General features: G+C 44.6%; 25 protein-coding genes. 3 read left to right on the top strand and 22 right to left on the bottom strand.

What is annotated here, in order from left to right; translation table 11 throughout:
• Positions 1-10 precede the first annotated feature (10 nt).
• Complete coding sequence (locus ACX5KA_RS07765; protein WP_202941517.1) at positions 11-1,012, top strand: LacI family DNA-binding transcriptional regulator; 1,002 nt, start codon at positions 11-13, stop codon at positions 1,010-1,012.
• 140 nt (positions 1,013-1,152) lie between these two features.
• Here the strand turns inward: ACX5KA_RS07765 and ACX5KA_RS07760 are convergent, their stop codons facing one another.
• On the bottom strand, positions 1,153-2,313 hold the full coding sequence (locus ACX5KA_RS07760; protein WP_458730811.1) for a DUF1624 domain-containing protein: 1,161 nt from the start codon (positions 2,311-2,313) through the stop codon (positions 1,153-1,155).
• A 209-nt stretch (positions 2,314-2,522) separates the two neighbouring features.
• On the opposite strand from ACX5KA_RS07760, the gene ACX5KA_RS07755 reads away from it, so the two are divergent.
• Positions 2,523-2,990 carry a nuclear transport factor 2 family protein gene (locus ACX5KA_RS07755; protein ID WP_039221279.1) on the top strand — a complete coding sequence of 156 codons (468 nt, stop codon included), beginning with the start codon at positions 2,523-2,525 and terminating at the stop codon, positions 2,988-2,990.
• 51 nt (positions 2,991-3,041) lie between these two features.
• On the opposite strand, the gene ACX5KA_RS07750 is transcribed toward ACX5KA_RS07755, so the two are convergent.
• From ACX5KA_RS07750 to ACX5KA_RS07740, 3 genes are all read right to left on the bottom strand, one after another.
• The gene (locus ACX5KA_RS07750; protein WP_014951442.1) at positions 3,042-3,683 is read right to left on the bottom strand and encodes an OmpA family protein; all 642 of its coding nucleotides are present in this window, start codon (positions 3,681-3,683) and stop codon (positions 3,042-3,044) included.
• A 350-nt stretch (positions 3,684-4,033) separates the two neighbouring features.
• Positions 4,034-5,233, bottom strand: a complete 1,200-nt coding sequence (locus tag ACX5KA_RS07745) for an HD-GYP domain-containing protein (protein WP_039221276.1) — start codon at positions 5,231-5,233, stop codon at positions 4,034-4,036.
• Positions 5,234-5,342: 109 nt separating this feature from the next.
• Positions 5,343-5,639: an MGMT family protein gene (locus tag ACX5KA_RS07740; RefSeq protein ID WP_202941518.1), complete on the bottom strand. Its 297-nt coding sequence runs from the start codon at positions 5,637-5,639 to the stop codon at positions 5,343-5,345.
• 79 nt (positions 5,640-5,718) lie between these two features.
• Here ACX5KA_RS07740 and ACX5KA_RS07735 point away from each other — a divergent pair, with 79 nt between their 5' ends.
• Positions 5,719-6,300, top strand: coding sequence for a tRNA-uridine aminocarboxypropyltransferase (locus tag ACX5KA_RS07735; RefSeq protein WP_039221274.1), 582 nt, complete (start codon positions 5,719-5,721; stop codon positions 6,298-6,300).
• Between the two features lie 23 nt (positions 6,301-6,323).
• Here ACX5KA_RS07735 and ACX5KA_RS07730 read toward each other — a convergent pair whose 3' ends face one another.
• From ACX5KA_RS07730 to mioC, 18 genes are all read right to left on the bottom strand, one after another.
• Positions 6,324-6,923, bottom strand: a complete 600-nt coding sequence (locus tag ACX5KA_RS07730) for a glutathione S-transferase family protein (RefSeq protein ID WP_458730810.1) — start codon at positions 6,921-6,923, stop codon at positions 6,324-6,326.
• A gap of 150 nt (positions 6,924-7,073) precedes the next feature.
• Positions 7,074-8,060, bottom strand: coding sequence for a hypothetical protein (locus ACX5KA_RS07725; RefSeq protein WP_458730809.1), 987 nt, complete (start codon positions 8,058-8,060; stop codon positions 7,074-7,076).
• Between the two features lie 199 nt (positions 8,061-8,259).
• Positions 8,260-8,673, bottom strand: coding sequence for a F0F1 ATP synthase subunit epsilon (locus tag ACX5KA_RS07720; protein ID WP_014951448.1), 414 nt, complete (start codon positions 8,671-8,673; stop codon positions 8,260-8,262).
• A gap of 60 nt (positions 8,674-8,733) precedes the next feature.
• The gene (gene atpD, locus ACX5KA_RS07715; RefSeq protein ID WP_039221268.1) at positions 8,734-10,119 is read right to left on the bottom strand and encodes a F0F1 ATP synthase subunit beta; all 1,386 of its coding nucleotides are present in this window, start codon (positions 10,117-10,119) and stop codon (positions 8,734-8,736) included.
• Positions 10,120-10,152: 33 nt separating this feature from the next.
• Complete coding sequence (gene atpG, locus ACX5KA_RS07710; protein WP_012520217.1) at positions 10,153-11,013, bottom strand: F0F1 ATP synthase subunit gamma; 861 nt, start codon at positions 11,011-11,013, stop codon at positions 10,153-10,155.
• 58 nt (positions 11,014-11,071) lie between these two features.
• Positions 11,072-12,613, bottom strand: coding sequence for a F0F1 ATP synthase subunit alpha (gene atpA, locus ACX5KA_RS07705; RefSeq protein WP_039221264.1), 1,542 nt, complete (start codon positions 12,611-12,613; stop codon positions 11,072-11,074).
• A gap of 13 nt (positions 12,614-12,626) precedes the next feature.
• Positions 12,627-13,160 carry a F0F1 ATP synthase subunit delta gene (atpH, locus tag ACX5KA_RS07700; protein WP_015000145.1) on the bottom strand — a complete coding sequence of 178 codons (534 nt, stop codon included), beginning with the start codon at positions 13,158-13,160 and terminating at the stop codon, positions 12,627-12,629.
• Positions 13,161-13,174: 14 nt separating this feature from the next.
• Entirely contained in the window at positions 13,175-13,645 is a 471-nt protein-coding gene (gene atpF, locus ACX5KA_RS07695; RefSeq protein WP_014951452.1) for a F0F1 ATP synthase subunit B, read from the bottom strand.
• Positions 13,646-13,690: 45 nt separating this feature from the next.
• A complete protein-coding gene (atpE, locus tag ACX5KA_RS07690) occupies positions 13,691-13,912 on the bottom strand; it encodes a F0F1 ATP synthase subunit C (protein ID WP_012520222.1) in 222 nt (73 codons plus the stop codon).
• Between the two features lie 99 nt (positions 13,913-14,011).
• Entirely contained in the window at positions 14,012-14,845 is an 834-nt protein-coding gene (gene atpB / locus ACX5KA_RS07685; protein ID WP_039221257.1) for a F0F1 ATP synthase subunit A, read from the bottom strand.
• 101 nt (positions 14,846-14,946) lie between these two features.
• The gene (locus tag ACX5KA_RS07680) at positions 14,947-15,333 is read right to left on the bottom strand and encodes an ATP synthase subunit I (protein WP_458730808.1); all 387 of its coding nucleotides are present in this window, start codon (positions 15,331-15,333) and stop codon (positions 14,947-14,949) included.
• A gap of 205 nt (positions 15,334-15,538) precedes the next feature.
• Entirely contained in the window at positions 15,539-16,417 is an 879-nt protein-coding gene (locus tag ACX5KA_RS07675; RefSeq protein WP_015000147.1) for a ParB/RepB/Spo0J family partition protein, read from the bottom strand.
• Between the two features lie 45 nt (positions 16,418-16,462).
• The gene (locus ACX5KA_RS07670; RefSeq protein WP_014951455.1) at positions 16,463-17,257 is read right to left on the bottom strand and encodes a ParA family protein; all 795 of its coding nucleotides are present in this window, start codon (positions 17,255-17,257) and stop codon (positions 16,463-16,465) included.
• 35 nt (positions 17,258-17,292) lie between these two features.
• Positions 17,293-17,928 carry a 16S rRNA (guanine(527)-N(7))-methyltransferase RsmG gene (rsmG, locus tag ACX5KA_RS07665; RefSeq protein WP_015000148.1) on the bottom strand — a complete coding sequence of 212 codons (636 nt, stop codon included), beginning with the start codon at positions 17,926-17,928 and terminating at the stop codon, positions 17,293-17,295.
• Positions 17,929-18,246: 318 nt separating this feature from the next.
• Positions 18,247-20,148: a tRNA uridine-5-carboxymethylaminomethyl(34) synthesis enzyme MnmG gene (gene mnmG, locus ACX5KA_RS07660; protein WP_039228881.1), complete on the bottom strand. Its 1,902-nt coding sequence runs from the start codon at positions 20,146-20,148 to the stop codon at positions 18,247-18,249.
• 895 nt (positions 20,149-21,043) lie between these two features.
• Positions 21,044-21,871, bottom strand: coding sequence for an ATP-binding protein (locus ACX5KA_RS07655; RefSeq protein WP_458730807.1), 828 nt, complete (start codon positions 21,869-21,871; stop codon positions 21,044-21,046).
• A gap of 6 nt (positions 21,872-21,877) precedes the next feature.
• A complete protein-coding gene (locus ACX5KA_RS07650; protein ID WP_015000151.1) occupies positions 21,878-22,546 on the bottom strand; it encodes a DnaT-like ssDNA-binding domain-containing protein in 669 nt (222 codons plus the stop codon).
• A gap of 27 nt (positions 22,547-22,573) precedes the next feature.
• Positions 22,574-23,011: an FMN-binding protein MioC gene (mioC, locus tag ACX5KA_RS07645; RefSeq protein ID WP_014977843.1), complete on the bottom strand. Its 438-nt coding sequence runs from the start codon at positions 23,009-23,011 to the stop codon at positions 22,574-22,576.
• Positions 23,012-23,331 lie beyond the last annotated feature (320 nt).

Here is a 23,331-nt window from a genome sequence, read left to right as displayed (position 1 = left end):
GTCTTATCACGTGCCCACCATTTATCAAGTTGCCGAACGTGCAGGTGTTTCTTTATCTACGGTATCCCGCGTATTAAATGGTAAGGCTTCGGTAAACAAAGTACTGAAAGAACGCGTAGAGAAGGCGGTTAAAGAGCTAAATTACCGCCCAAATTCTGTCGCTCGTTCATTGGCAAATAACCGCACCGACAGCGTTGGGGTACTTGTACCTGAACTTAACGCTCCGTTTTTTGGCGACCTAATGCAAGCTGTAGAGTCAACGCTGCGTGCCGCAGATAAACATGTCATTATTTCGGTAGGACGAAATTGCCTAGAAACAGAGAAAGACGCGGTAGAGTTTCTCATTAGTCGTAACTGTGATGCACTCATCATGCATGCAGAAGCATTGCCTGATGAGTATTTATTGGAGTTAAATCAGTCGAAACTTCCCGTTGCTTTGGTTAACAGACGGGTGGAAGGGTTAGCTGAGGCATGCACTAGTCTCGATAATGAAAAGGGTGGATATCTGGCTACCCGCCATTTACTCGAGTTAGGCCATAAAGATATTGCATATATCTCTGGACCTGCTGGCAAGAGTGACGCGATGTTGCGCCTGGAAGGGCACAAGCGCGCCTTGTCGGAAGCAGGGTTGCCCATAAACCCACAGTTAATTTTTAACGGCGACTATTCTGAAGATGACGGTAAGATTGGCCTGTTAGAGCTGATGGCGCGCGATGTGCCCTTCACGGCTTTAGTGTGTGCCAACGACTGGATGGCATCGGGTGCGATAAGCTGCGCGAGAGATTTAGGCATGAGCCTTCCCCAAGACTTATCTATTGTCGGTTTCGATGACGTGGTATTTGCCCACCATGTTTTTCCTCGTCTTACCACAGTCATTAACCCCATTGCGGAAATGGCTGAAATGTCAGCCAAGTATATACTTAATAAAGTATATGGTCAGAGTAATAACGTTCAGCAGTATTTCGAACCATCCTTAATTGTTCGGGAATCTACGGTAAAACATGAAGGATGAAGCAAAGCTGGTAAGTCGTAAACCGACTTTCATCTAAACTCTTAATTAAAACTTTCAGTTAAGTGCCTTTCGCTCCCAATAGCACACTTTGCTATCCATCTTAATGATGGTAGAACCCTCCATAGACGCAAAGGGCTGTTTTATAAATATTTAAGCCAAGGTGAGTGGTGTTTGGATTTGTAGGCGCTAAACCATTTAACAGGGAAATAAAGCACTATACTAAGACCTGCAGCTATTAGCCAAATTTGATAAATGTGGTCTACGCCCACGTACTTTCCTTTATTTGCGCCCCAGATAACGAATGCAATGCCGTACATCACCAGCAATACGTACAAATGCAGGATGTAGAAAAACATCGGAACCGAGCCAAAGGTGTCAAGAAACGCAAACTGCGTTTCCTTAACGCGTTCGAAAGCAAACAACAATAGAAACATGCCGGCCAGCGTAAAGAGCAAAAATGCTAAAGACGGGGGGTATTTGGTTAAATTAAGTAATGACATCAACGTAGTGATGGCACTTTGTTGTAGCTCCCAAGGCAAGGTCTCACCGTAAATATTTAAACCGCGAAGTAGGAAAAATAGGCTGAGCGACACAGTAAATAAACCAAGTAACCACCAACCGCGTCGCGCTTTATCAAGCTGTTGACTGTAAAGGGGCCCACATGCATAACCGAGCAGTATTACCCCTATCCAAGGAAGCACGGGATAACTCACTTTAATGTTTAGGGCGGCTGACTGAAGTATATATCCTCTATCGTGCAGCATTGTCCAAAGCGTATAGCCTGTTTCATGTGGAACATAGCTAATTGACGTTAGTGCATTATGTCCAAAGACAATTAAGAGGCCTAAAATGAGCAACAGAGTTCTTGGAAGATAACTTAATATTGCCAGAGCAATCATACTGATACCTATGGCCCACATCACCTGAAGATAAAGCGTTTGGAAACTCGCCCCCCAGCTAAACGTAATAAAGGTGACCTCCAAGAACAAAATAAACAATCCACGCTTAATTAAGAACTCTCTGACATTGCGTGTCGGCTTGGCTTTATTCGCTGAGTCCATTGGATTGGCATAGAGCCATGCAGACAGCCCCGTCAAAAACACGAATGTGGGTGCACAGTAATGGGCGGCTAACCGTGTGAAAAATAGAGAAGGTGACGTGGTATCGATATCCATAGGATCAGATACCTGCAAATGCAGAAAAAAGCGCTCTCGCACGTGATCGATAAGCATAATGAGCATGACTAAGCCACGCATCATATCAATACTTCGAATACGGTTTCGTTGAATATTTGGAGACATTTTAGCCACTACTTCGATAAGAGATGTTTATTGCCAATATAACGTCGATTAAAAACGCAAAGGCTTTTAAGCTATTGATAACATCGAGAGCCACACTATTAACCCTATGCTATAACATTACACTAAAAAGTTATAATTGTTCGCTTCGAATATACGAATAATGCGTTCAGCAGCATAATAAGAAATCCTAAGAGAAAAACGGAGTCACTATGAAATATCTATTGTTAAGTCTGGTCATGCTTGCTGCAGCGACGGCAGCCGTTGCGAACGACGACCGCGACGCGGTGAATCAGACACTCAACGCCTTACATCACAACGCGTCAGTGGCGGACCTTGATGAGTATTTCAGTTTGTATCACGACAGTGCGATCTTCATTGGCACCGACGCATCTGAAGTATGGACCAAAGAAGCGTTTAAGGCGTACGCCAAACCTCACTTTGATAAAGGCAGAGGATGGACATACCACCCGCGAGACAGGCATATCTATTTTTCCCCTAATAACGACGTAGCCTGGTTCGATGAACTGCTCGATAATGAAAGCCTGGGAGAAACACGAGGCACAGGTGTCTTAATAAAAGAGGGAGCGAAGTGGAAAGTAACCCAATACCATTTAACTATCCCTATACCCAACGCGCTTGCAGATAGCGTTGCTAATCAAATTAAAACAATGCAATAAAAAAGCCCCGACGTCACGGGGCCTTTGTTTCTCTTTAGGTCTTAACTACCTTTAGGTATTAGACTGTGTGAGTGGTTGAATTTCCATCTCTACTCGACGGTTCATTGAGCGGTTTGCTGCACTATTGTTAGGTACTTTAGGTGCGTATTCGCCCATACCTACCGTTGTGATGCGCGTCGGGTTAACAGAATAGTTAATAAGTAAATTCTTAACCGCTCCTGCACGACGCTCAGATAAAGACTGATTATACTGCTCAGAGCCTGTGTCATCCGTATGGCCTTTAATCATAAGAACGGTTTTTTCGTAGTTGTTTACGACTTTGGCAACGTCTTGAAGAACCGGATTGAAGTTAGGGCTGATGCTAGAACTGTCAGTAGCAAAGGTAATGTCGCCCGGCATGATCAATCGTAGATTATCGCCTTCTCGCACAACTTGAACGCCAGTATCAGAAAGCTCATTTCGAAGCTCTTCTTCCTGTTTGTCCATGTAGTTACCTATCGCACCACCTGCGATTGCACCTACCGCAGCGCCCCACGCATAACGACTTTTGTCGTTATCACCTGTCGCTTTACCCAGCAACGCGCCTACTACTGCACCAATAGCGGCACCTTTTTGCGTATTATTCGGATCAGTTGCGCAACCTGCTACCGTTAATGATGCAGCAATCAAACTTACAGCAAGAGTCTTTTTCATAGCGTCCTCTTTTTTAAATTAAAAGCTTAATACTGAAGAGTTGCACTTATCCATTGCCACTCTCAATAAGCTCAGTGTTAATTTTGCCTAAAACAACTACAGTGATAGCAATTAGCGTTCCACTGGCAAATATTCTCTGTGTGAGTAATAACGAATACCTGATCGTCACGAGTTCGCATCCTGCTTAACTTTTCCTAAAGGTCAGCACTCAAAGACATTACAGCACTTCATGTATAGAGTATTGTAGGGCATCAAACCTGAACGTTAGCTAAATGAGCGTTGGAAGAAAGAAGAAAAAATGCGTTGGTGCACAGTGTAAATACTACACTGTGTTGCTAAAAAGTAACGTTTTAGCCTATTGAAACTGAACGCTCAAAAAATGCGTTCACATCAATCTTATAGTCAGACGCTATTACGGCTTTGTTGATACTGATTGTTTTATCCGATGATAGGTCAACATCTTTCGGCGTTAGATAGTGGTTACTGCGAACCGAATAAAAAACCTTCACGAGTGGCGTAAACGGGGAGTCTCTCTGTTCAAGCACCATCGCTAATTTATCATTTGATAATAGAACTAGGCTCCCCACTGGATAAACGCCCAGACACTTTATAAACTGTTGAACGAGCGACTGGTCAAGCCGCGTTGGCGCATCACTCATCAAAATAGAGAATGCCTTTTGGCTAGGCATACCGGCCTTATACACCCGGTCTGCTGTGAGTGCATCGTACATATCGGCAATGGCAAGCATTCGACCCGCTTGGCTAATATCCTCACCTTTGGTCCCAGCAGGGTAACCTAACCCGTCCAATCGTTCATGATGCTCACTAATCGCTTGAATCAGCGGCTGTGCAATTTCCGTACTTTTTAAATAGTCGACCCCATGCTTTACATGACCTTTCATGATTTCCATTTCGCTCTCTGTGAGGCGGCCTGGCTTATGAAGAATTTCATCTGGGATTTTGATTTTGCCCAAGTCATGTAGAAAGCCTGCATAGGAGAGATCTTGCACCTCTTCTTCAGACATTCCTAAATACTTGCCAAAATTGGCGAGTAAAATAGCAACGTTAAGAGAATGCTCTAATAAATAGTCGTCTTTCTCGCGAATTTTAGTCAGGCAAAGCAGCGCGTCGGGGTTTCTATCTACCGATTCAACTAATTTGTTTGAAAATGCTTTAGGAATACTTGCATCAAAAGGCGTCTCTTTTTGCACATTGGCAAGTAACAACTTTTGAAGTTCCTTGCCTTGCTCGTGAAGCTTTGCGGCTCTTACCAGCTCATTTTCAAGTGATATTTTTTTTGATTTTACCGGCTGATCAGAAGGCGAGTTTTGGTGCTTTTCCACAGTGGCCGATGAACTAGGTTGTTCAACGTTAAACGCCTTATCTGTATCAATGGCGAGTGTTTTCACACCTCTCTTTTTAAGCGTTTTAACCACATCACCAGACGTAACGCGCCCTTGGCTCGTTACCGTCAACGCACCTTTTTGCTCTAAAATTTGATGAACAAACATGCCTGGCACTAACTGATCAATAGTAATCTTTTTTATCATCTTATATGCACTGCACTATATTAATCGCCATATATTTGCTAACTGCTCTCATATAAAAAGTGAAAGTTCAGTACTCTAACTCTACTAGTATAGTGTGTAAATCTGGCTTCTAACCAAACTTCGTCATATTCACTCGGTAGTTTTTAACGACCACACCTTCCTCGGCTAATCGCTCTCTCTGCTCATCCGCTTTTTCAGAGCCAGCAGGAAAAGCAATTTTACCGTCAGCACGTAGTACGCGATGCCAGTGGCAGTCAGCATTTATTTCTCTTAAATACTTTCCCATCATTCTTGCCCTACCGGGTAATCCACACAGGTCGGCGAGCAAGGCGTAACTTATTACCTGCCCCTCAGGCACTAAAGAGAGCGTTTTCTCTACTCGAGATTGTACTGCTTCATGTGGCATGTTGTATATTATCCTATCTATTGAGGTACTTAGTTAATAAGTGCGATAAACGTTCAAGAGAGAATAAAGTAATTCAGTTATGCGCCTTTATTGTGAACACTGTGGATATCCTCAAAAAACCTGTATTTGCTCTCACATTAACACAGTAGATACATCGTTAGAGATTGTGATAATTCAACACGAAAAAGAAGCACTTCATGCCAAGAACACGGCGCGCTTAGTTTCATTGTGTATTCCATCAACGCGGATCATACCTGCTAATGATGTCATCGCTATGCAATCCCTATCCAAACACTGCTTACCTCAGCATTCAGTGTTAATTTACCCGAGTGAACATAGTACACCTATAGAAGATGTAAGCGCCGACGAACGTTCTAAACTCAGCAAATTAATTCTTATAGATGGTAGTTGGAAACAAGCATTTGGCTTAGTTAAACAGAATCCATGGCTAGCAAAGTTGCGAGCGTTTCACTTCAATTCTGCACCGGCGTCTAACTATGCTATTCGGCATACGACATTAAGTAACGCACTCTCTACGCTAGAGGCAACCGCTTATGCATTGCTGCGCTTAGATCAAAGCGATATTTCGGGGCTTCACGAGGCCCAAAGAGCCTTACAAGATAAGTGGCAAGGCCCCATGTCACATAGAAGGCATTTGTAGCGTATAACTTCGTTTAGCGCACATTACGCGTTCATGGGAATGAAGCCCTTTTGATCTTTGACTAAACTTATCCAATTTCGAATGGCAGGGTAGGCAGAAAGATCAAAACCACCCTCATGGGCAACGTGGGTATAGGCAAACAGCGAAATATCCGCAAGAGTTAGAGCATCACCAAGTAAAAACGGTGTCGTATTGAGTTGGTGCTCCATAACCGCCAGAGCACGATACCCCCCGGCTTGTTTAGATTCGTATTCCGCTTTCCTGTCCTCGGGTAGCCCTAAATAAACATTGATGTAACGAGCAACGGCGATATAAGGCTCGTGACTGTATTGTTCGAAAAACTGCCACTGCAAAAGCTGCGAAAAACTATAGGGAGAAGAGGGGATCAAAGGGGTATTAGATGCTAGATAGTGCATGATCGCATTAGATTCTGACAACACCCTACCATCATCGAGTTCTAGCAACGGAATTTTTCCGTTCGGGGACTTTTCTAAAAAAGACGGTGCTCTTGTCTCTCCCTTCATTATATCTACATCAACCCATTCGCAGATTTTACCTAATAAAGAAAGAAGCAGTTGGAGCTTGTAGCAATTTCCAGAGCGTTTGTCGCCATATATTCGCACAATAGTAATCTCGTTAACTTATGAACTTTTACCATAGCAATGCTTCGAATCAGCGACAATCAGTATGAAAGAATATATAAAACCATGTGGGCGATGTTTTGTATAAGCAGATGAGGTTGGCTTAAGAGGGGCCCTTCCGATGGCCGCAATTTAGTGGTACCGAGGCAATTGAATTAGCCACTCTACAACAAACAACAAAACCCAAGAAATAGGGATGAGAGCGAGGCATGCTGCAACCCGTGCTTTGTCCCTTGGTGCAAAGATACGAGCCCCCATCTTGAGCACGCGTTCTTTTTCACTTTCTAGCTGTTCGATAGAAACCGCCGTTACAGACTCTTGCTGTTTTGCACATCGCTTGATTCCATCTTCTATGTGTTCTTCAAGAATTAAAACCACTTCTTTTTGCTCGTCTTCCAGTCTTTTTTTCAGCTTGATTACAGGCCAAAATAAATAGAACCCGACAACCCCAGTGAAAAAAGTAACCACTAAAACATCTATAGAAGGTATGTCTTTTTTTAACCAGAAGATTGGGAAGATAGTAAGCGCGCCCATAGCGAAAATACTGTTGGTAGTTCCTAGCTTTAAAATTGTCATTATCGATTTAAGGCGGTCAATATTACCACCAGCATGAGGCAAAACTTTTTTAGTAAGGTATTTAATATTAGAGGATATCTGAAATAAAAATAAAATGGCTAAGAACCAAAAGGGGACTGCCGTTGCAGTGAGAAAGAGGACGTGAATTTCCTGCTTTACCGTTACCAACCCCTCAAACATGCAATACACAATAGTGATCATGATCGAAATAATGATGGCGTTGAAAATGTGGTGTTTGAACTCAAGAGAGAGTTCACTTCGGTGGGATGAAAACTGACTGAGTTGGTTTGTTTTGACAAGCAGGGAAATTAAAGTGCTCGCAACATTCTGATGCATTAAACGCAGTGCGAACCAAAAATACCCCGTTAACAACGACATGCCAATTGCAGAATTGAAGTCTCGCTGCGCTCTTACTTCCCCTACGCCGGGCCAGTCTAAAGCGCCCGTAAAGTAATGCACTGAAAGTAAGATCAGAGTCGCCAATAGAGGGAAAAAACCAATAGAGACTCCCTTTTGCATGTTGGAATACGGGTTTAGCTTCATTTATACAATTCGTTGAAGGCAGCAGCATTGCTATAGTAACCGCATGCTACGTTTTAATTTAATATCTTTAAAACGCATTAACGATAAGCTTTGTATGGCGGGATAGCAATAAAAATAAACGTAAGAGAATGTGAACGTTTACTTTTCGTTCGACAATAAAAAACCCGCCATTTGGCGGGTTTTTTCAAAGCTGTGCTTTTTACTTGCGTAACTTCTGAATAAGACGAAGTTGAGCAATAGCTTCTGCAAGCTCGTGAGCTGCTTCAGCGTAGTTAAAGTCAGCGCCTGGGTTGGCGATGTGCTCTTCTGCACGTCGTTTGGCTTCTTCTGCTGCCTGCTCGTCAAGATCTTCAGCTCGAACCGCGGTATCAGCCAGTACGGTAACATTGCCAGGTTGTACTTCTAGTACACCACCAGCAACATAGATTACTTCTTCTTCACCGTGCTGTTTAACCAAACGCACCATACCAGGTTTAATAGCAGAGATAAGTGGCGCGTGCCCTGGGTGAATACCCAGCTCACCTTCGCTACCTGTCACCTGAATCGCTTCAACGCGACCTGAGAAAATCGCTTTCTCCGCGCTTACTACGTCCAAATGTACTGTCATTGCCATGTGAACCTCCTGATTAGGTACGTTAGCATGATGCTAGGCTAGCAACTGCTAGCCCTGTCATTATGCTTTCTTGGCTTTCTCTAGCGCTTCTTCGATAGAACCAACCATGTAGAAGGCTTGCTCTGGAAGGTGATCGTACTCACCGTCTAGAATGCCTTTAAAGCCACTGATTGTGTCTTTTAGCGATACATATTTACCAGGTGCACCGGTAAATACTTCTGCTACGAAGAACGGCTGCGATAGGAAACGCTGAATCTTACGAGCACGTGATACCACTTGCTTGTCTTCTTCAGATAGTTCGTCCATACCTAGGATCGCGATGATGTCTTTCAGCTCTTTATAGCGCTGAAGAACAGTCTGTACGCCACGTGCTACGTCATAGTGCTCTTGACCAATTACTAGCGGGTCTAGCTGACGAGACGTTGAATCTAGTGGGTCTACCGCAGGGTAGATACCTAGAGACGCGATATCACGAGAAAGTACTACCGTTGCATCCAAGTGAGCAAAGGTTGTCGCTGGAGATGGGTCAGTCAAGTCATCCGCAGGTACGTATACCGCTTGGATTGAAGTGATTGAACCTGTCTTCGTTGACGTAATACGTTCCTGAAGTACACCCATCTCTTCTGCTAGCGTAGGCTGGTAACCTACCGCAGATGGCATACGACCTAGAAGTGCTGATACCTCAGTACCTGCTAGGGTATAACGATAGATGTTATCTACGAAGAATAGTACGTCACGACCTTCGTCACGGAACTTCTCAGCCATTGTTAGACCGGTAAGTGCAACACGTAGACGGTTACCCGGTGGCTCGTTCATCTGACCGTATACAAGCGATACTTTATCAAGTACGTTTGATTCGTTCATTTCGTGATAGAAGTCGTTACCCTCACGCGTACGCTCACCAACACCAGCGAATACTGAGAAACCGCTGTGCTCGATTGCGATGTTACGGATAAGTTCCATCATGTTTACGGTTTTACCTACACCCGCACCACCGAATAGACCAACTTTACCACCCTTAGCGAATGGACAAACCAAGTCGATTACTTTGATACCAGTTTCTAGTAGTTCTACCGAGCTAGACTGATCTTCGTAGCTAGGCGCTTCACGGTGAATAGACATGCGCTCTTCTTCACCAATTGGGCCTGCTTCGTCGATTGGGTTACCCAATACGTCCATGATACGACCTAGTGTCTTCGTACCAACTGGAACCATGATTGGGTTACCGGTATTTTCTACTGCAAGACCACGTTTTAGTCCGTCAGTAGTACCTAGTGCGATGCCACGAACAACACCACCACCTAATTGCTGTTGCACTTCCAGGGTTAGACCTGACAAGTCACCTTCGGTAACTTGTAGTGCGTCATAAACTCTTGGTACCGCATCTTGTGGAAATTCAATATCCACAACGGCGCCAATGATTTGGACGACCTTACCTTGACTCATAATTTGTCCTCGTTATCTCTTTTAAACCTTTGCCTACACCGCTGCGGCACCGCTCACAATCTCACTGATTTCTTGTGTGATTGCAGCCTGACGCGCTTTGTTATATACCAGTTGTAACTCATCAATGAGATTACCGGCGTTGTCGGTTGCTGCCTTCATGGCAACCATTCGCGCAGCTTGTTCTGACGCCGCGTTTTCTACAACACCCTGATACACCTGAGACTCAATGTAACGAACCATTAGTGCTTCCAAAATTTCTTTTGGATCTGGCTCGTAGATGTAGTCCCAACGATGTTGATATTCTTCGTCTTCTGACTTTGGCAAAGGCAATAACTGATTGATCACAGGTTTCTGTGTCATGGTGTTAACGAAGTCATTGAATACCAAGAATACTCGGTCAATTTGTCCTTCGTCGTACGCTTTAAGCATAACGCGTACAACACCCACTACATCGCTCACAGACGGCTTGTCACCTAAACCAGATTCAGCAGCAAGCAACTTGCCACCAAAGCGGTTGAAGAAACTGCACGCCTTAGAACCTAATGCAGCGAAATCCACTTCTACACCTTGTTCACGCCATTTTTTGACGTCTTGAGTGACGAGCTTAAATTCATTGGTGTTCAAGCCACCACATAAGCCTCGGTCAGTGGAAATCACAATGTAACCGACTCGCTTGACTTCACGCTCTTCCAAATAAGGATGGCGATATTCAAGGTTACCGTTTGCAATGTGACCAATCACTTTAAGCATATTTTGTGCATATGGACGGCCAGAAGCCATACGTTCCTGCGCCTTTTTCATTTTAGACGCAGCAACCATTTCCATCGCACTGGTAATCTTCTGAGTATTTTTGATACTCCCAATCTTACCTTTTATTTCTTTACCGCTGGCCATGACTATCTCTCCGATTACTCAACGAATTGCGCTGGTGGTTAAACACCAGCACCATTGATTACCAAGTTTGTGTCGCTTTAAAAGTTGTTAAAGCGTCGTTCAACTTAGAGGCAATCTCGTCGTTGTAGTTACCTGATTCGTTGATAGTCTTCATAAGGTCAGCGTGTTCGCTGTTCATGTAAGAGTGAAGAGCGGCTTCAAAATCTAGGATTTTGTTAAGCTCGATACCCTTAAGGAAACCTTTTTCTACCGCGAACAGAGATACACCCATATCAGCAATTGAAAGTGGTGCGTACTGCTTCTGCTTCATTAGCTCAGTTACGCGCTCACCGTGCTCAAGTTGCTCACGAGTTGCGTCATCAAGGTCAGAAGCAAACTGCGAGAACGCCGCAAGTTCACGATACTGAGCTAGGGCTAGACGGATACCGCCACCCAACTTCTTGATGATTTTAGTCTGTGCAGCACCACCAACACGAGATACCGAGATACCAGCGTTAACCGCTGGACGGATACCTGCGTTAAACAAGTCAGTTTCTAGGAAGATCTGACCGTCGGTAATTGAGATTACGTTAGTTGGTACGAATGCAGATACGTCACCAGCTTGCGTTTCGATAATTGGAAGCGCAGTCAATGAACCTGTCTTACCTTTCACTTCGCCGTTTGTGTAACGCTCAACGTATTGTTCGTTTACACGTGCAGCACGTTCTAGTAGACGTGAGTGAAGGTAGAATACGTCACCTGGGTAAGCTTCACGGCCTGGTGGACGCTTAAGTAGTAGTGAGATTTGACGGTAAGCAACAGCTTGCTTAGACAAATCATCATATACGATTAGCGCGTCTTCACCGCGGTCGCGGAAGAATTCACCCATAGTACAACCAGAGTAAGGCGCTAGGTATTGAAGCGCAGCAGACTCAGATGCAGATGCTGCAACCACGATAGTGTGGTCAAGTGCACCGTGCTCTTCTAGTTTACGTACTACGTTAGCGATAGTAGACGCTTTCTGACCAACCGCTACGTACACACATTTAATGCCTGTACCTTTTTGGTTGATAATAGCGTCAACAGCCATTGCTGTTTTACCACACTGACGGTCACCGATGATAAGCTCACGCTGACCACGACCTACTGGGATCATGGCATCAACTGACTTATAACCAGTTTGTACTGGCTGGTCTACCGATTGACGCTCGATTACGCCAGGTGCAATTTTTTCAACTGGCTCAAAGCCCGCTGCATCGATTGCGCCTTTACCATCGATAGGCTCACCTAGTGTGTTTACAACACGACCTAGTAGTGCGTTACCTACTGGTACTTCAAGAATACGACCAGTAGATTGTACTTTATCGCCTTCTTTAAGGTCCGCATAAGGACCCATAACAACTGCACCTACAGAGTCTCGCTCAAGGTTTAGTGCAATTGCGTAACGGCTTCCAGGAAGCTCGATCATTTCACCTTGCATTACATCTGCAAGGCCGTGAATGCGGATAATACCGTCTGTTACTGCGACGATAGTACCTTCATTACGTGCTTCACTGCTTACATTGAACTGTTCAATTCTTTTCTTGATCAGTTCAGCAATTTCAGTGGAATTAAGTTGCATGCTCTTATCCCCGTTATGCTTGCAACGCGTCTGCTAGACGGTTCAATTTCGACTTTACGGAACCATCAATAACTGTATCGCCGGCATTAATTACCATTCCAGCGATCAGGGCAGGGTCCACGTTACAATTAAGCTTCACTTTACGTGCCAAACGTTTTTCCAAAGATGCAACCAACTCATTTTGTTGTGCATCGGTCAGCGTAGTTGCTGAGGTTACGTCCACTTCTATTTCTTTGTCGTAATCTGCTTTAAATGCATCAAACAAAGTAGAAATTTCAGGCAACGCGGCTAAACGTTTATTTTCAGCCAAAACCTTAACTAGGTTTTGGCCGTGTTCGTCGAGTTGCTCACCACAAACATTGTTAAAAATGTCGGCAAGCGTGTCAGCGGCAACCGCACCAGACAAAAGCTGGTGCATGTCATCGTTCGCTGCTACAGCGCCTGCAAAGGCTAGCATTTCTTGCCATTTTGCAACGGCGTCTTTCTCGACAGCAAAATCGAAAGCAGCTTTAGCATAAGGACGAGCAACGGTTGTCAATTCAGACATGGCTCATCTCCCTATTAAAGCTCAGCGACAAGTTTTTCAACAATGTCGTTTTGTGCGTTTGCATCGATTTCACGTTGTAAGATTTGCTGTGCGCCAGCTACTGCAAGTGCAGAAACCTGCTTGCGCAAATCTTCTTTGGCACGATTGCGTTCAGCTTCAATCTCGGCATAACCAGAAGCGATAATCTTTTCGCGTTCCGCATGGCCTTTTTGCGTTTCTTCGTCAACCAATTGGTTGGCACGCTTTTTAGCCTGCTCGATAATTTCAGCTGCTTGCGCTTTCGCATCTTTCAATTGCTCAGTAGCTTTCGCTTGAGCAAGCTCTAGGTCTTTCTCTGCACGCTCAGAAGCTTCAAGCCCATCGGCAATCTTCTTCTGACGTTCTTCAATCGCTGCCATTAGTGGAGGCCATACATATTTCATGCAGAACACCACGAACACAGCGAAGGCGATTAATTGACCAATAAAAGTGGCGTTAAAATTCACAATCGCCCCTCCTCTTAAAGTTCGCTAAAAAAGTGTTTAGTAGAATTAGGCACCAACAGCGAACAATAGGTATAGAGCGATACCAACACCGATCATCGCGATGGCGTCGATAAGACCCGCTACGATGAACATCTTAACTTGTAGTTGAGGTGCTAGTTCAGGTTGACGAGCAGCAGATTCAAGGAATTTACCACCTAGTAGACCGAAACCAATAGCGGTACCTAGGGCACCAAGACCAATCAGTAGTGCAACAGCGATGTATAACATTTACGTCTCCGATTTAAGTTAAATTTAAAGTTAATGTTTAAAAGTCAAACTCTGTAAAAACGGTGTCGATTAAAAATCAAAACCGACACCCGTTAATGCTTAGTGGTCTTCACACGCCAGGCTTAAGTACACGATGGTAAGCATCATGAAAATAAACGCTTGAAGCGGAAGTACCAGAATATGGAACACAGCCCACATGAAGTGCAGTGGAAGCTGGAAATAACCAATTGTAGCAATCAAAATGAAGATTAGCTCACTGGCATACAAGTTACCGAACAAACGCAGTGCTAGTGAAAGCGGACGCGCAAGCAAAGTAACCGTTTCAAGAATAAAGTTCACCGGAATAAAGATAGGGTGACCGAAAGGCTGCATAGTAAGTTCTTTCGCAAAACCGCCAATGCCTTTCATCTTGATTGAATAGAAAAGAATAAGAATAAACACGCCTGAAGCCAGTGCGAACGTTAAGTTAAGGTCAGTGGTTGGCACTGCCTTGTTGTAAACGTCGTGTGGATCCATGCCAAAAGCCGCTTGTCCGATAAGACCAGATATCCATGGAATAAGATCAACTGGCACCAAGTCCATAAGGTTCATTAGCAATACCCATACAAAGATAGTTAGCGCTAATGGCGCAATAAGTGCGCTCTTACCATGGAAAGTGCTTTTAACGTTGTCGTCAACAAACTCAACAACAAGCTCAACAAACGCCTGCATTTTGCCAGGTACGCCGGTTGTCGCTTTTGAAGCAACGCTTCTAAAGATAATTAGGAAAAGAAGACCAAGACCGATAGACCATGCCAGTGTATCAACATGCCATGCCCAAAAACCGGCGTCAGAACACGCTTTGTTAAAAGCAATTCCGTTGTCAGTTGAGCACATGGTGGCATTGGTCAAGTGGTGCTTGATGTATTCTGAGGTAGTGTATTCAGATGCCATTGTTTAACCCAAGTTGTAAAGTGTAAAAATTTGGTGACTGGTTCTTTTGTCTCAATCGGTCGATTACGTTGTTTTCGTTATCGCAACGCCTAGCGCTGTCTTTATTCTTTCGTACCGTAATGAAACATGGCTAGCCCGTGGCTAGCGGTTGTAATCACGAATGCCATGAAAATTTCTAATGGCGTGGCATTTAAGCCTTTAAAAGCAATTACAAATAAAATGATTGTCAGTGCCAGCTTCAATTTTGAGCCTTGGCTAAAACTCCGTGCAACAAGGTCGTTTTTACTGGCACCTGCGTAGCGAAACGCGAAAGCCATAAAAACACTGTTAGGCAGTATACTAATTAAAGCACCTGCCGCTGCCGACATGGCGGAATGACTTCCTCCTGCGGCAGCTGCGAAAGCGGTAACGAATAGGGCCGTGACAGCCTGAAAAAGTAGCCCTTTCTTGGCGAGGTCTAACCCGCGTTTTGCTAACTTGTTCGTCACTTTTACTCGCAGCTTGTTCACGTCTTACAAAAAGCGTCAGAAGTATACTGTTTTACCGACAATTTTCAACAGTACAACGCTTTTTGAAAGTTATTCTGAAAATTTTCTATTGCTATAACCGGAAAGGAGAGTGTCCGGTGTTAGCACCGAACAGCGTATCAATTGCGGGTAGGCAAAGGGCGCTTCTCTAATAATTTATTTTAAGTTATTGAATTTTAGATATAATTCCATCTAATTGTTCAAGGTCGCTAAAGCTAATCGTCAGCTTACCTTTGCCTTTCGCGTTGTGATCAATGCTCACAGGGGTGCCTAAATTTTCTGAAAGTCGTGTCATAAGGTTTTGCACGTCGGGATCAACTTTCTTCTCAGGCTTAGGTTTAGCTGGCTCCAAAAGCTTTTTAACAAGCTTTTCCGTATCGCGCACGGTGAGACCTTTGCCCGATACTACTTGCGCAGTTTCTGACTGAGTTTCACCTTCTAGCGCTAACAGCGCTCTAGCGTGACCCATTTCAATATCGCCATGCTCGACTAACAGTTTCACGTCGTCGTTCAAATTATTCAGACGAAGTAAATTTGTCACCGTGGTGCGTGATTTGCCCACCGCTTCGGCCACTTCTTGATGGGTAAGCGCGAACTCATTCATTAAACGGTCGAGGGCTTGCGCCTCTTCCATGGCATTTAAATCTTCACGCTGGATATTTTCGATAAGGGCAATGGCCACTGCAGCTTCGTCAGGCACGTTCTTAACCAAACAAGGTACTTCGTCAAGCTGTGCTAATTGTGAAGCTCGCCAGCGACGTTCACCGGCAATGATTTCGTAGCGGTGCTCGTCGACTTTTCTCACTACGATAGGCTGAATAATACCTTGCGCACGAATGGACGATGCCAATTCTTCTAATGCCTCAGGTGACATGTCTTTACGAGGCTGATACTTGCCCGGCACTAAGTATTCAATAGGGAGTTTGCTTAACTCACCGTTAGTTGAATTTACCTCGGCGGCATCTTGTTCTTTTTGAGCAGATGATTGGCTGGTTGCGAGTAGCGCATCTAAACCGCGGCCAAGGCCTCTTTTACGTGCTGACATAGTGTCCTCTATGGCATGTGCTGATAGTGTTCAGCTTATTGTCGTTTAACTTGCTTTTGCCTGTGCAGGCGTTGTTTTGTCCCTACGACGCAGTATTTCACCCGCCAGTGCCAGGTAGGCTTTAGCCCCTGTAGATGACTTATCATAGTACATCGCTGGCGTCCCGAAGCTCGGTGCTTCAGCTAGGCGAACATTGCGCGGAATAACCGTGCGATAAACCTGCTCACCAAAATGGCGCTTCAACTGTTCTGAAACGTCGTTAGCAAGGCGGTTGCGCGGGTCGTACATAGTACGCAATACGCCTTCAATCTTCAATTCTGGATTCACTACGGACGCCAATTTTTGAATGGTATCCATCAGGGCAGTAAGGCCTTCTAGTGCATAATATTCACACTGCATAGGCACCATTACCGAATCGGCAGCCGCCAAGGCGTTCACCGTTAACTGGTTTAGCGAAGGCGGGCAGTCGATAAAGACAAAATCGTAGTAATCCATAACGGGCTTCAGCGCGTTGCGAAGCCTTACTTCACGGGCAAACATTTCCATCAGCTTAATTTCTGCTGCGGTTACGTCACCGTTCGCCGCGATGAGGTCATACTTGCCGCTTGTCGCTTTAACGATAACATCGTTAATTGGCTTTTCTTCAATCAACAATTCAAATGCCGTAGATTCAACGTCGTATTTATCAACGCCGCTTCCCATGGTCGCATTACCTTGTGGATCGAGATCAATGAGCAACACCTTACGTTTGGTTGCTGCCATTGACGCTGCCACGTTAACTGCAGTGGTTGTCTTTCCAACACCACCTTTTTGATTCGCGATCGCGATTACCTTAGCCACGTTAGATCCTGTTCTCGTCTATTTCTATTTTTCGGCTATTTCTTTTTTAGCCAAACCAGATGTCGTTCGCCTACCAAATTTGGCACAGTGAGGTTTTCCGTTTTGCTCACATGGAAGTGATCACTCACTTCGTCTATCTCATCTTGTGGAAACTGACCTTTAAGCGCCAAAAATTGACCTTCTGAATCTACCAGATGCTGACACCAGTGCAACATATCTTTTAGCGAAGCGAAAGCTCGGCTTAGCACAATATCGTAAGGCGTATCGCCATTGTGCTCTTCAACGCGGCTTTGCACAGGAGTAACGTTTGTTAATCCAAGTGTGTGCACACATTGGGTCATAAACCGTACACGCTTGCCCAATGAGTCAAGCAATGTGAATGATTTATCTGGAAACGCGATAGCTAACGGCATACCAGGAAGGCCAGGGCCCGTACCAACATCAATGATATTGTCACCATCAAGAAAGGGCACAATCGCCAGCGAGTCTAGAATGTGTTTGACCATCATTTGCTTAGGATCGCGCACAGAAGTCAGGTTGTACGCCTTATTCCATTTGTCCATAAGCAGCACATAGTCAACTAACTGCTGCTGTTGCTTATCACTTAAATCTAGTGAAAGGGCATCGAGTCCAGACACCAAAATGGTGTGCAATTCTTGCTGTATCGTCATCGAAAAATCTGTCTATTCGCGTTAATGTTTTTTGCTCTACACAGTCCATACCATAAACACGCGCGGCGAATCGTTATTTGCCGCTCATTTACAGCCGTTTGTTATTGCAGCTCTTCATGCTCGATACAAGTGCGCTTGAAGAAGACACATAAATTAATCAAAGCCGCACAACGAATGTAAATTGGTGCAATGGGACAGTGTGAAAAGCGCCGAGTTTTTCTAGTTTTCGCATAGTTTTAGTGATTATGATTATCATAATACGCGAATAAATAGGAAAAACTAAGCGCTGCGAGTAATGCGTTGAGTTAAGCGCGTGTTTTACGCGCTAATTTTCTCTTGCTTGCGCAACATGCCGTGTTTTTTAAGGTAAACCAGCAGTAAAGAGATGGCCGCCGGGGTAATGCCCGAAATACGCGATGCTTTACCGATAGTTTCCGGTCTGGCTTCGGTTAACTTGGCTACAACCTCGTTCGATAGGCCAGAAATCTTGCTGAAGTCCATATCAACCGGCAAGAGGGTGTTTTCGTGTCGCTGCGTTTTCGCGATTTCATCCATTTGACGGGCAATGTAGCCGGCGTACTTAATTTGAATTTCCACTTGCTCTGCAGCAATCGGATCTTCAAGACCTGGGCCAACACTTTCAATTTCCATTAACTGACCGTAAGTCATTTCAGGTCGACGGATCAGCTCTTCAAGAGAATGTTCACGACTCACCGGATTTTTCAGCATGGTATTAAGTTCCGGCGTTGCTGCGTGATCAGGGTGGATCCACTGACCGCGTAGACGCTGCAGTTCACTTTCTACCGCTTCCATCTTGTCGTTAAATTTTGCCCAGCGCGCATCATCAACAAGACCAATCTCTCGGCCCATCGCGGTTAAACGGCTATCGGCATTGTCTTCACGAAGCAGTAGTCTGTATTCTGCACGGCTAGTGAACATGCGGTACGGCTCTTTCGTACCCATGGTAGCCAAGTCGTCGATAAGTACGCCCATGTACGCTTGATCGCGGCGTAAAATCATCGGGTCTTTTTCTTGAACTTGTAGCGCTGCGTTTGCGCCTGCTACTAACCCTTGCGCACCCGCTTCTTCATAGCCAGTGGTACCGTTTATTTGGCCAGCAAAGAACAAGCCTCGAATAAACTTCGTTTCCAGTGTTTGCTTCAGATCGCGTGGATCAAAGAAATCGTATTCAATGGCATAACCCGGGCGAACAATGTGCGCATTTTCAAAACCCTTAATCGAGCGGACAAGGTTCATCTGTACGTCAAATGGCAAACTGGTTGAAATACCATTTGGATAAACTTCAATGCTGTTTAAACCTTCTGGCTCAACAAAAATTTGATGCGATGTCTTGTCTGCAAAACGGGTGATCTTATCTTCGATACTTGGGCAATAGCGCGGTCCGATACCTTCGATAACCCCAGTAAACATGGGTGAGCGATCTAATCCCCCGCGAATGATATCGTGGGTTTTTTCGTTAGTGTGGGTGATATAGCACGGGATCTGTGTAGGGTGCATGGTTCTATCACCCATGAACGAAAATACCGGCGTAGGATTGTCACCAGGTTGAGGCTGCATTACAGAAAAATCTAACGAGCGAGCATCAAGTCTTGCTGGTGTCCCAGTTTTTAAACGGTCAACACGAAACGGAAGGGCACGTAGTCTATCTGCAAGTGCGATAGACGGTGGATCGCCGGCACGACCGCCGCGATAGTTTTCAAGGCCAATGTGAATGGTTCCGCCAAGGAAAGTACCCACTGTCAGTACCACTGACTTAGCTTTAAACTTCAAGCCCATTTGCGTAACAACACCGCATACCTGATCGTTTTCAACAATCAGATCGTCAACGCTCTGTTGGAACAAGGTTAGGTTTTCTTGATTTTCAACAATGTCGCGAATAGCGTTTTTGTAAAGCGTACGGTCCGCTTGCGCACGCGTTGCACGAACAGCTGGGCCTTTAGAAGAATTCAATGTTCTAAACTGAATACCACCTTTGTCGATAGCCAGTGCCATTGCACCGCCTAACGCATCGATCTCTTTTACAAGATGGCCTTTACCGATCCCACCAATTGCAGGGTTACACGACATCTGGCCTATCGTCTCAATATTGTGAGTGAGCAACAGCGTATTTGCACCCATGCGAGCAGCTGCAAGTGCCGCTTCTGTACCTGCATGTCCACCACCTACAACGATGACATCAAATGCTTCAGCATAAAACATGGTTAAACCTCACTATTAACTTACGATAAGCCGATTAAAAACTAATTTTTCTTACGCAGAGACTGCTGAAAAAAGGGCGCGTATTTTATCTGACTTATTGGATAAAGAAAATGATTAAATTTTCCTCAAAACCTGTTTTTGAAAAGGTGTGATCGAATTATAAGATCTTAAGATCTCTTTTAGATCTGTTTATTTTTACTTTTATTAGGATCATCAAGATCTGTGGGTAACCGATCAAAGCACATGAAGATCATCAAGTTACGCGATCAATAACATTGGGAAACCCCGATCCATAACCCTACCTCAAACTTGTGTATAAATGGCCTTTTTATCCACACCCCGATTCGTTTGAAAAGTTATTCTTTTTTCGATCAAAGCTTATGCACAGTGGTTTGTAGGATCCTATCCACAGGGGTGATCAAGATGTGATCCAGCTGGGGATAAAATGTTTGCTATTTATGTATCGCGATCAAAAGATCGTGTAGATACGTGCGTTATAGCGTGATCACATTGTGGAGGAGATCTTTTCCAAAAGCTGTGATTAGATCGCCCGATCGCATTTATCAACACCTTCAGAAAAAGTGCACGTTTTTATGAACGACAAGATTATTTTTTCAAAACAGCCCATTTTTAAGGAGAAAAACATAGGAGATGACCAAAATTCAGTCACTTTTACAAGGAAGAAGTCGGTCTGTAAGAATGGTTATTTGTTTAACAGAAGGAGATCGTTGAGTGTATCTATGAATTAAAACCGTATTGTTTTGGTAAAAGCGTGATCAATAGGCTAAGTGATTCGCTATTACCTGGCACAACAGGAACATGCAATAAGGTTTAATGAAGGAAAAGACCTAGCAGAGTAAGGGCTAGGTTTCGAGAGAGGGGAAACCAGGTGCTATTAGCGCACCTGGTTGGGTTGATAGCGTGGCTGTGAAACAGAGCCTTGCATGTCTTCTTGTTCAATGGTTAAGCCTTCACGGCGGCTTGGGCCTTGGAACCTAACTTTGTAAGTGTCGTACTCTTTAATCGACTCAAAACAATAGGGGCCAAGGGCATTTTCAAGTTCGGCTAAATTGTGATTGGTGATCAAAATACAGTTTTTCTTGTTTACCAAGCGTTGTCTTAGCAGGTTACCAAACCAACTCTGCGCATTTTTCTTTAACACGCTTTCGTTTACACACACCTCATCAAGAATAAGCAGATCAACGTCTAGCAGTTCCTGATTGATCTCCCTGAAGCGCTGCCCCGCGTTGTCCGAAGCCCCAAAATCAAACGAGAAATTGCGCATTTCAAGCAGTGTAGACAGTTGACGATAAAGCACTGAAATTTCGTACTGCTCTATAAGTTGATGGGCAATGGCACCGGCAATATGTGATTTACCACGACCGTAATCGCCGTAAAACAGCATCATATGCGAGCCGCTTTGACGCCACGCAGGATCGTCATGGGCAGCAATAAAAGACTGAGCTATCGATACGGCTTCAATCACATCGTCACTGTCTTCAACTAAGTTGGCGAAGGTCCATTTAGGATTCAGATCAGAACGGCCATGAATAGCCTCTATACGCGCTTTTTTACTACGCTGCTGTATTTGTGATACTTCTTCGTTCGCTTTCGCCTCGTACTGCTTACGCAGCGTTTTATAGTCGATGTATTCACGATTGGGATCGACGTCTTTGTTGAGCGCTCTCGCTAAATTAGCAATTTTGTCGGTTATACGATCCATAACGAATTAACTCTTCTTAGTTGCGGCATACTTTTCCACCAGCTTTCTAGCATTATCATCTGCTTCTATGCCGGCTGCAACTTTCACTTGTTGCGTTCCCACCACCTTTGTTGGGGCGTAGCCTGAAGCGAGACGCTTGCGCTTGATATTGTTGGCAAACTTTTGTGTCCATTGGAATTCGCTAAACACTGAACTAGGTCTTCCTAACCAATAGGCAATGAATTCACCCACCTCGTTGTCATCAAATGTTTTATCAATAATACCAAGTAGCGAGGCCATTTCTTCAAACAACGCTTTATTGGGCGTCCAATTAGGGGTCATAGCGCTATGACGGGCATGTAGTTGGTCGAAGTCCGATTGTGGCTCGCTTAGAAGCGGAAGAAGTAGGGTTTTCCCGTTGATTGTATGCTCAAGATCAAGTTCAAGGGGCAGGGCAACCAAACCCACTTGTTCAAGCTGCTTCACCAAGCTATTGATTTGACGACCGCGTTGGTAAGGCTCGTCTTTGCTGTCGCCGTTTAGCAAGTTCAATAATTGCTTATAATCAATAGGGGCGGACGATGTCGTTGCCGAATTTGCACCTGTTCGAAGCCCAAGTAAATACAGTACCCGGCAATCGTTAGAAAGGGGAGATTGCAACGCCGCCAGTTCAGCTTGGGTGAGGTTGCTGTTCATCGCATTGGTTCCACGTAAAAACGCTTGTTAAGCATTGGCCAGCTTTTCGTCAAACCATTCCACGGCGGCATCTTCAGGGATAGGGTGTTCTAGCACATCAATGTATAGCGCGTCGGTAATTAACGTGCCACCTGCGTTTTTAATATGCTTTTCCATTTCTTTTGCGCCGAAACAAAAGGTGTCGTAACTGGTGTCACCTAGCCCAATAACGTAGGCATTTACTGCGCTTAAATCTGCGCCCTCTAACTGCTTTGCGAACGGCTGGATGTTGTCAGGTAATTCGCCAGCACCGTGTGTTGATGTACACACGATCCACGTTGATTCTGTTTTAATTTCATCCAAATTTGGTTCAGCGTGAATAGTGTGGGTGTGCCCGCTCGCATCAAGTTTTTCCGCAATGGCATCAGCCACATATTCTGCGGCACCTAACATGGTGCCGACGATGATTTCAAAATGCTTGCTCATTACTGGTTCGCTTCTCTATTTACAATTGTCGTCTTAACGTAAGTACGGCTTATCCGTTACGTTATCCACCATCTTACTTATAACTTTATTGGTTGCGCTACTTACCAATACAGAATGTAAAGTTTCTATTATTTTCAATGAGTTGCGATTGTTAGGGAGTAAATAGGGATCAAAAATGTTTGATGCCTACCCTCGTAACCTATTGATTTCTCAATATCCCTCATTCTAACCCCGTCTCTCGATCCACCCAAATGAAATCTTTCAGCCCTTTGTAGTGGTCACCTTCCTAAGTGGGGTTCTAGGGATTTTCCCCTCTAAAA

The organism is Alteromonas alvinellae, assembly GCF_902705805.1.
This window is presented reverse-complemented; position numbering and strand designations above follow the sequence as displayed.

Excerpts from the sequence above, each read along its gene's own strand:
- ACX5KA_RS07745 (WP_039221276.1), bottom strand. The coding sequence starts at position 5,233 with ATGATAAAAAAGATTACTATTGATCAGTTAGTGCCAGGCATGTTTGTT.
- mioC (WP_014977843.1), bottom strand. The coding sequence starts at position 23,011 with ATGAGCAAGCATTTTGAAATCATCGTCGGCACCATGTTAGGTGCCGCA.
- ACX5KA_RS07655 (WP_458730807.1), bottom strand. The coding sequence starts at position 21,871 with ATGGATCGTATAACCGACAAAATTGCTAATTTAGCGAGAGCGCTCAAC.
- ACX5KA_RS07760 (WP_458730811.1), bottom strand. The coding sequence starts at position 2,313 with ATGTCTCCAAATATTCAACGAAACCGTATTCGAAGTATTGATATGATG.
- ACX5KA_RS07720 (WP_014951448.1), bottom strand. The coding sequence starts at position 8,673 with ATGGCAATGACAGTACATTTGGACGTAGTAAGCGCGGAGAAAGCGATT.
- ACX5KA_RS07740 (WP_202941518.1), bottom strand. The coding sequence starts at position 5,639 with ATGCCACATGAAGCAGTACAATCTCGAGTAGAGAAAACGCTCTCTTTA.
- ACX5KA_RS07725 (WP_458730809.1), bottom strand. The coding sequence starts at position 8,060 with ATGAAGCTAAACCCGTATTCCAACATGCAAAAGGGAGTCTCTATTGGT.
- ACX5KA_RS07750 (WP_014951442.1), bottom strand. The coding sequence starts at position 3,683 with ATGAAAAAGACTCTTGCTGTAAGTTTGATTGCTGCATCATTAACGGTA.
- mnmG (WP_039228881.1), bottom strand. The coding sequence starts at position 20,148 with ATGTTTTATGCTGAAGCATTTGATGTCATCGTTGTAGGTGGTGGACAT.
- ACX5KA_RS07755 (WP_039221279.1), top strand. The coding sequence starts at position 2,523 with ATGAAATATCTATTGTTAAGTCTGGTCATGCTTGCTGCAGCGACGGCA.
- atpH (WP_015000145.1), bottom strand. The coding sequence starts at position 13,160 with ATGTCTGAATTGACAACCGTTGCTCGTCCTTATGCTAAAGCTGCTTTC.
- rsmG (WP_015000148.1), bottom strand. The coding sequence starts at position 17,928 with ATGACGATACAGCAAGAATTGCACACCATTTTGGTGTCTGGACTCGAT.
- ACX5KA_RS07675 (WP_015000147.1), bottom strand. The coding sequence starts at position 16,417 with ATGTCAGCACGTAAAAGAGGCCTTGGCCGCGGTTTAGATGCGCTACTC.
- atpB (WP_039221257.1), bottom strand. The coding sequence starts at position 14,845 with ATGGCATCTGAATACACTACCTCAGAATACATCAAGCACCACTTGACC.
- atpG (WP_012520217.1), bottom strand. The coding sequence starts at position 11,013 with ATGGCCAGCGGTAAAGAAATAAAAGGTAAGATTGGGAGTATCAAAAAT.
- ACX5KA_RS07650 (WP_015000151.1), bottom strand. The coding sequence starts at position 22,546 with ATGAACAGCAACCTCACCCAAGCTGAACTGGCGGCGTTGCAATCTCCC.
- atpA (WP_039221264.1), bottom strand. The coding sequence starts at position 12,613 with ATGCAACTTAATTCCACTGAAATTGCTGAACTGATCAAGAAAAGAATT.
- ACX5KA_RS07735 (WP_039221274.1), top strand. The coding sequence starts at position 5,719 with ATGCGCCTTTATTGTGAACACTGTGGATATCCTCAAAAAACCTGTATT.
- atpD (WP_039221268.1), bottom strand. The coding sequence starts at position 10,119 with ATGAGTCAAGGTAAGGTCGTCCAAATCATTGGCGCCGTTGTGGATATT.
- atpE (WP_012520222.1), bottom strand. The coding sequence starts at position 13,912 with ATGTTATACATCGCTGTTGCACTACTGATTGGTCTTGGTGCCCTAGGT.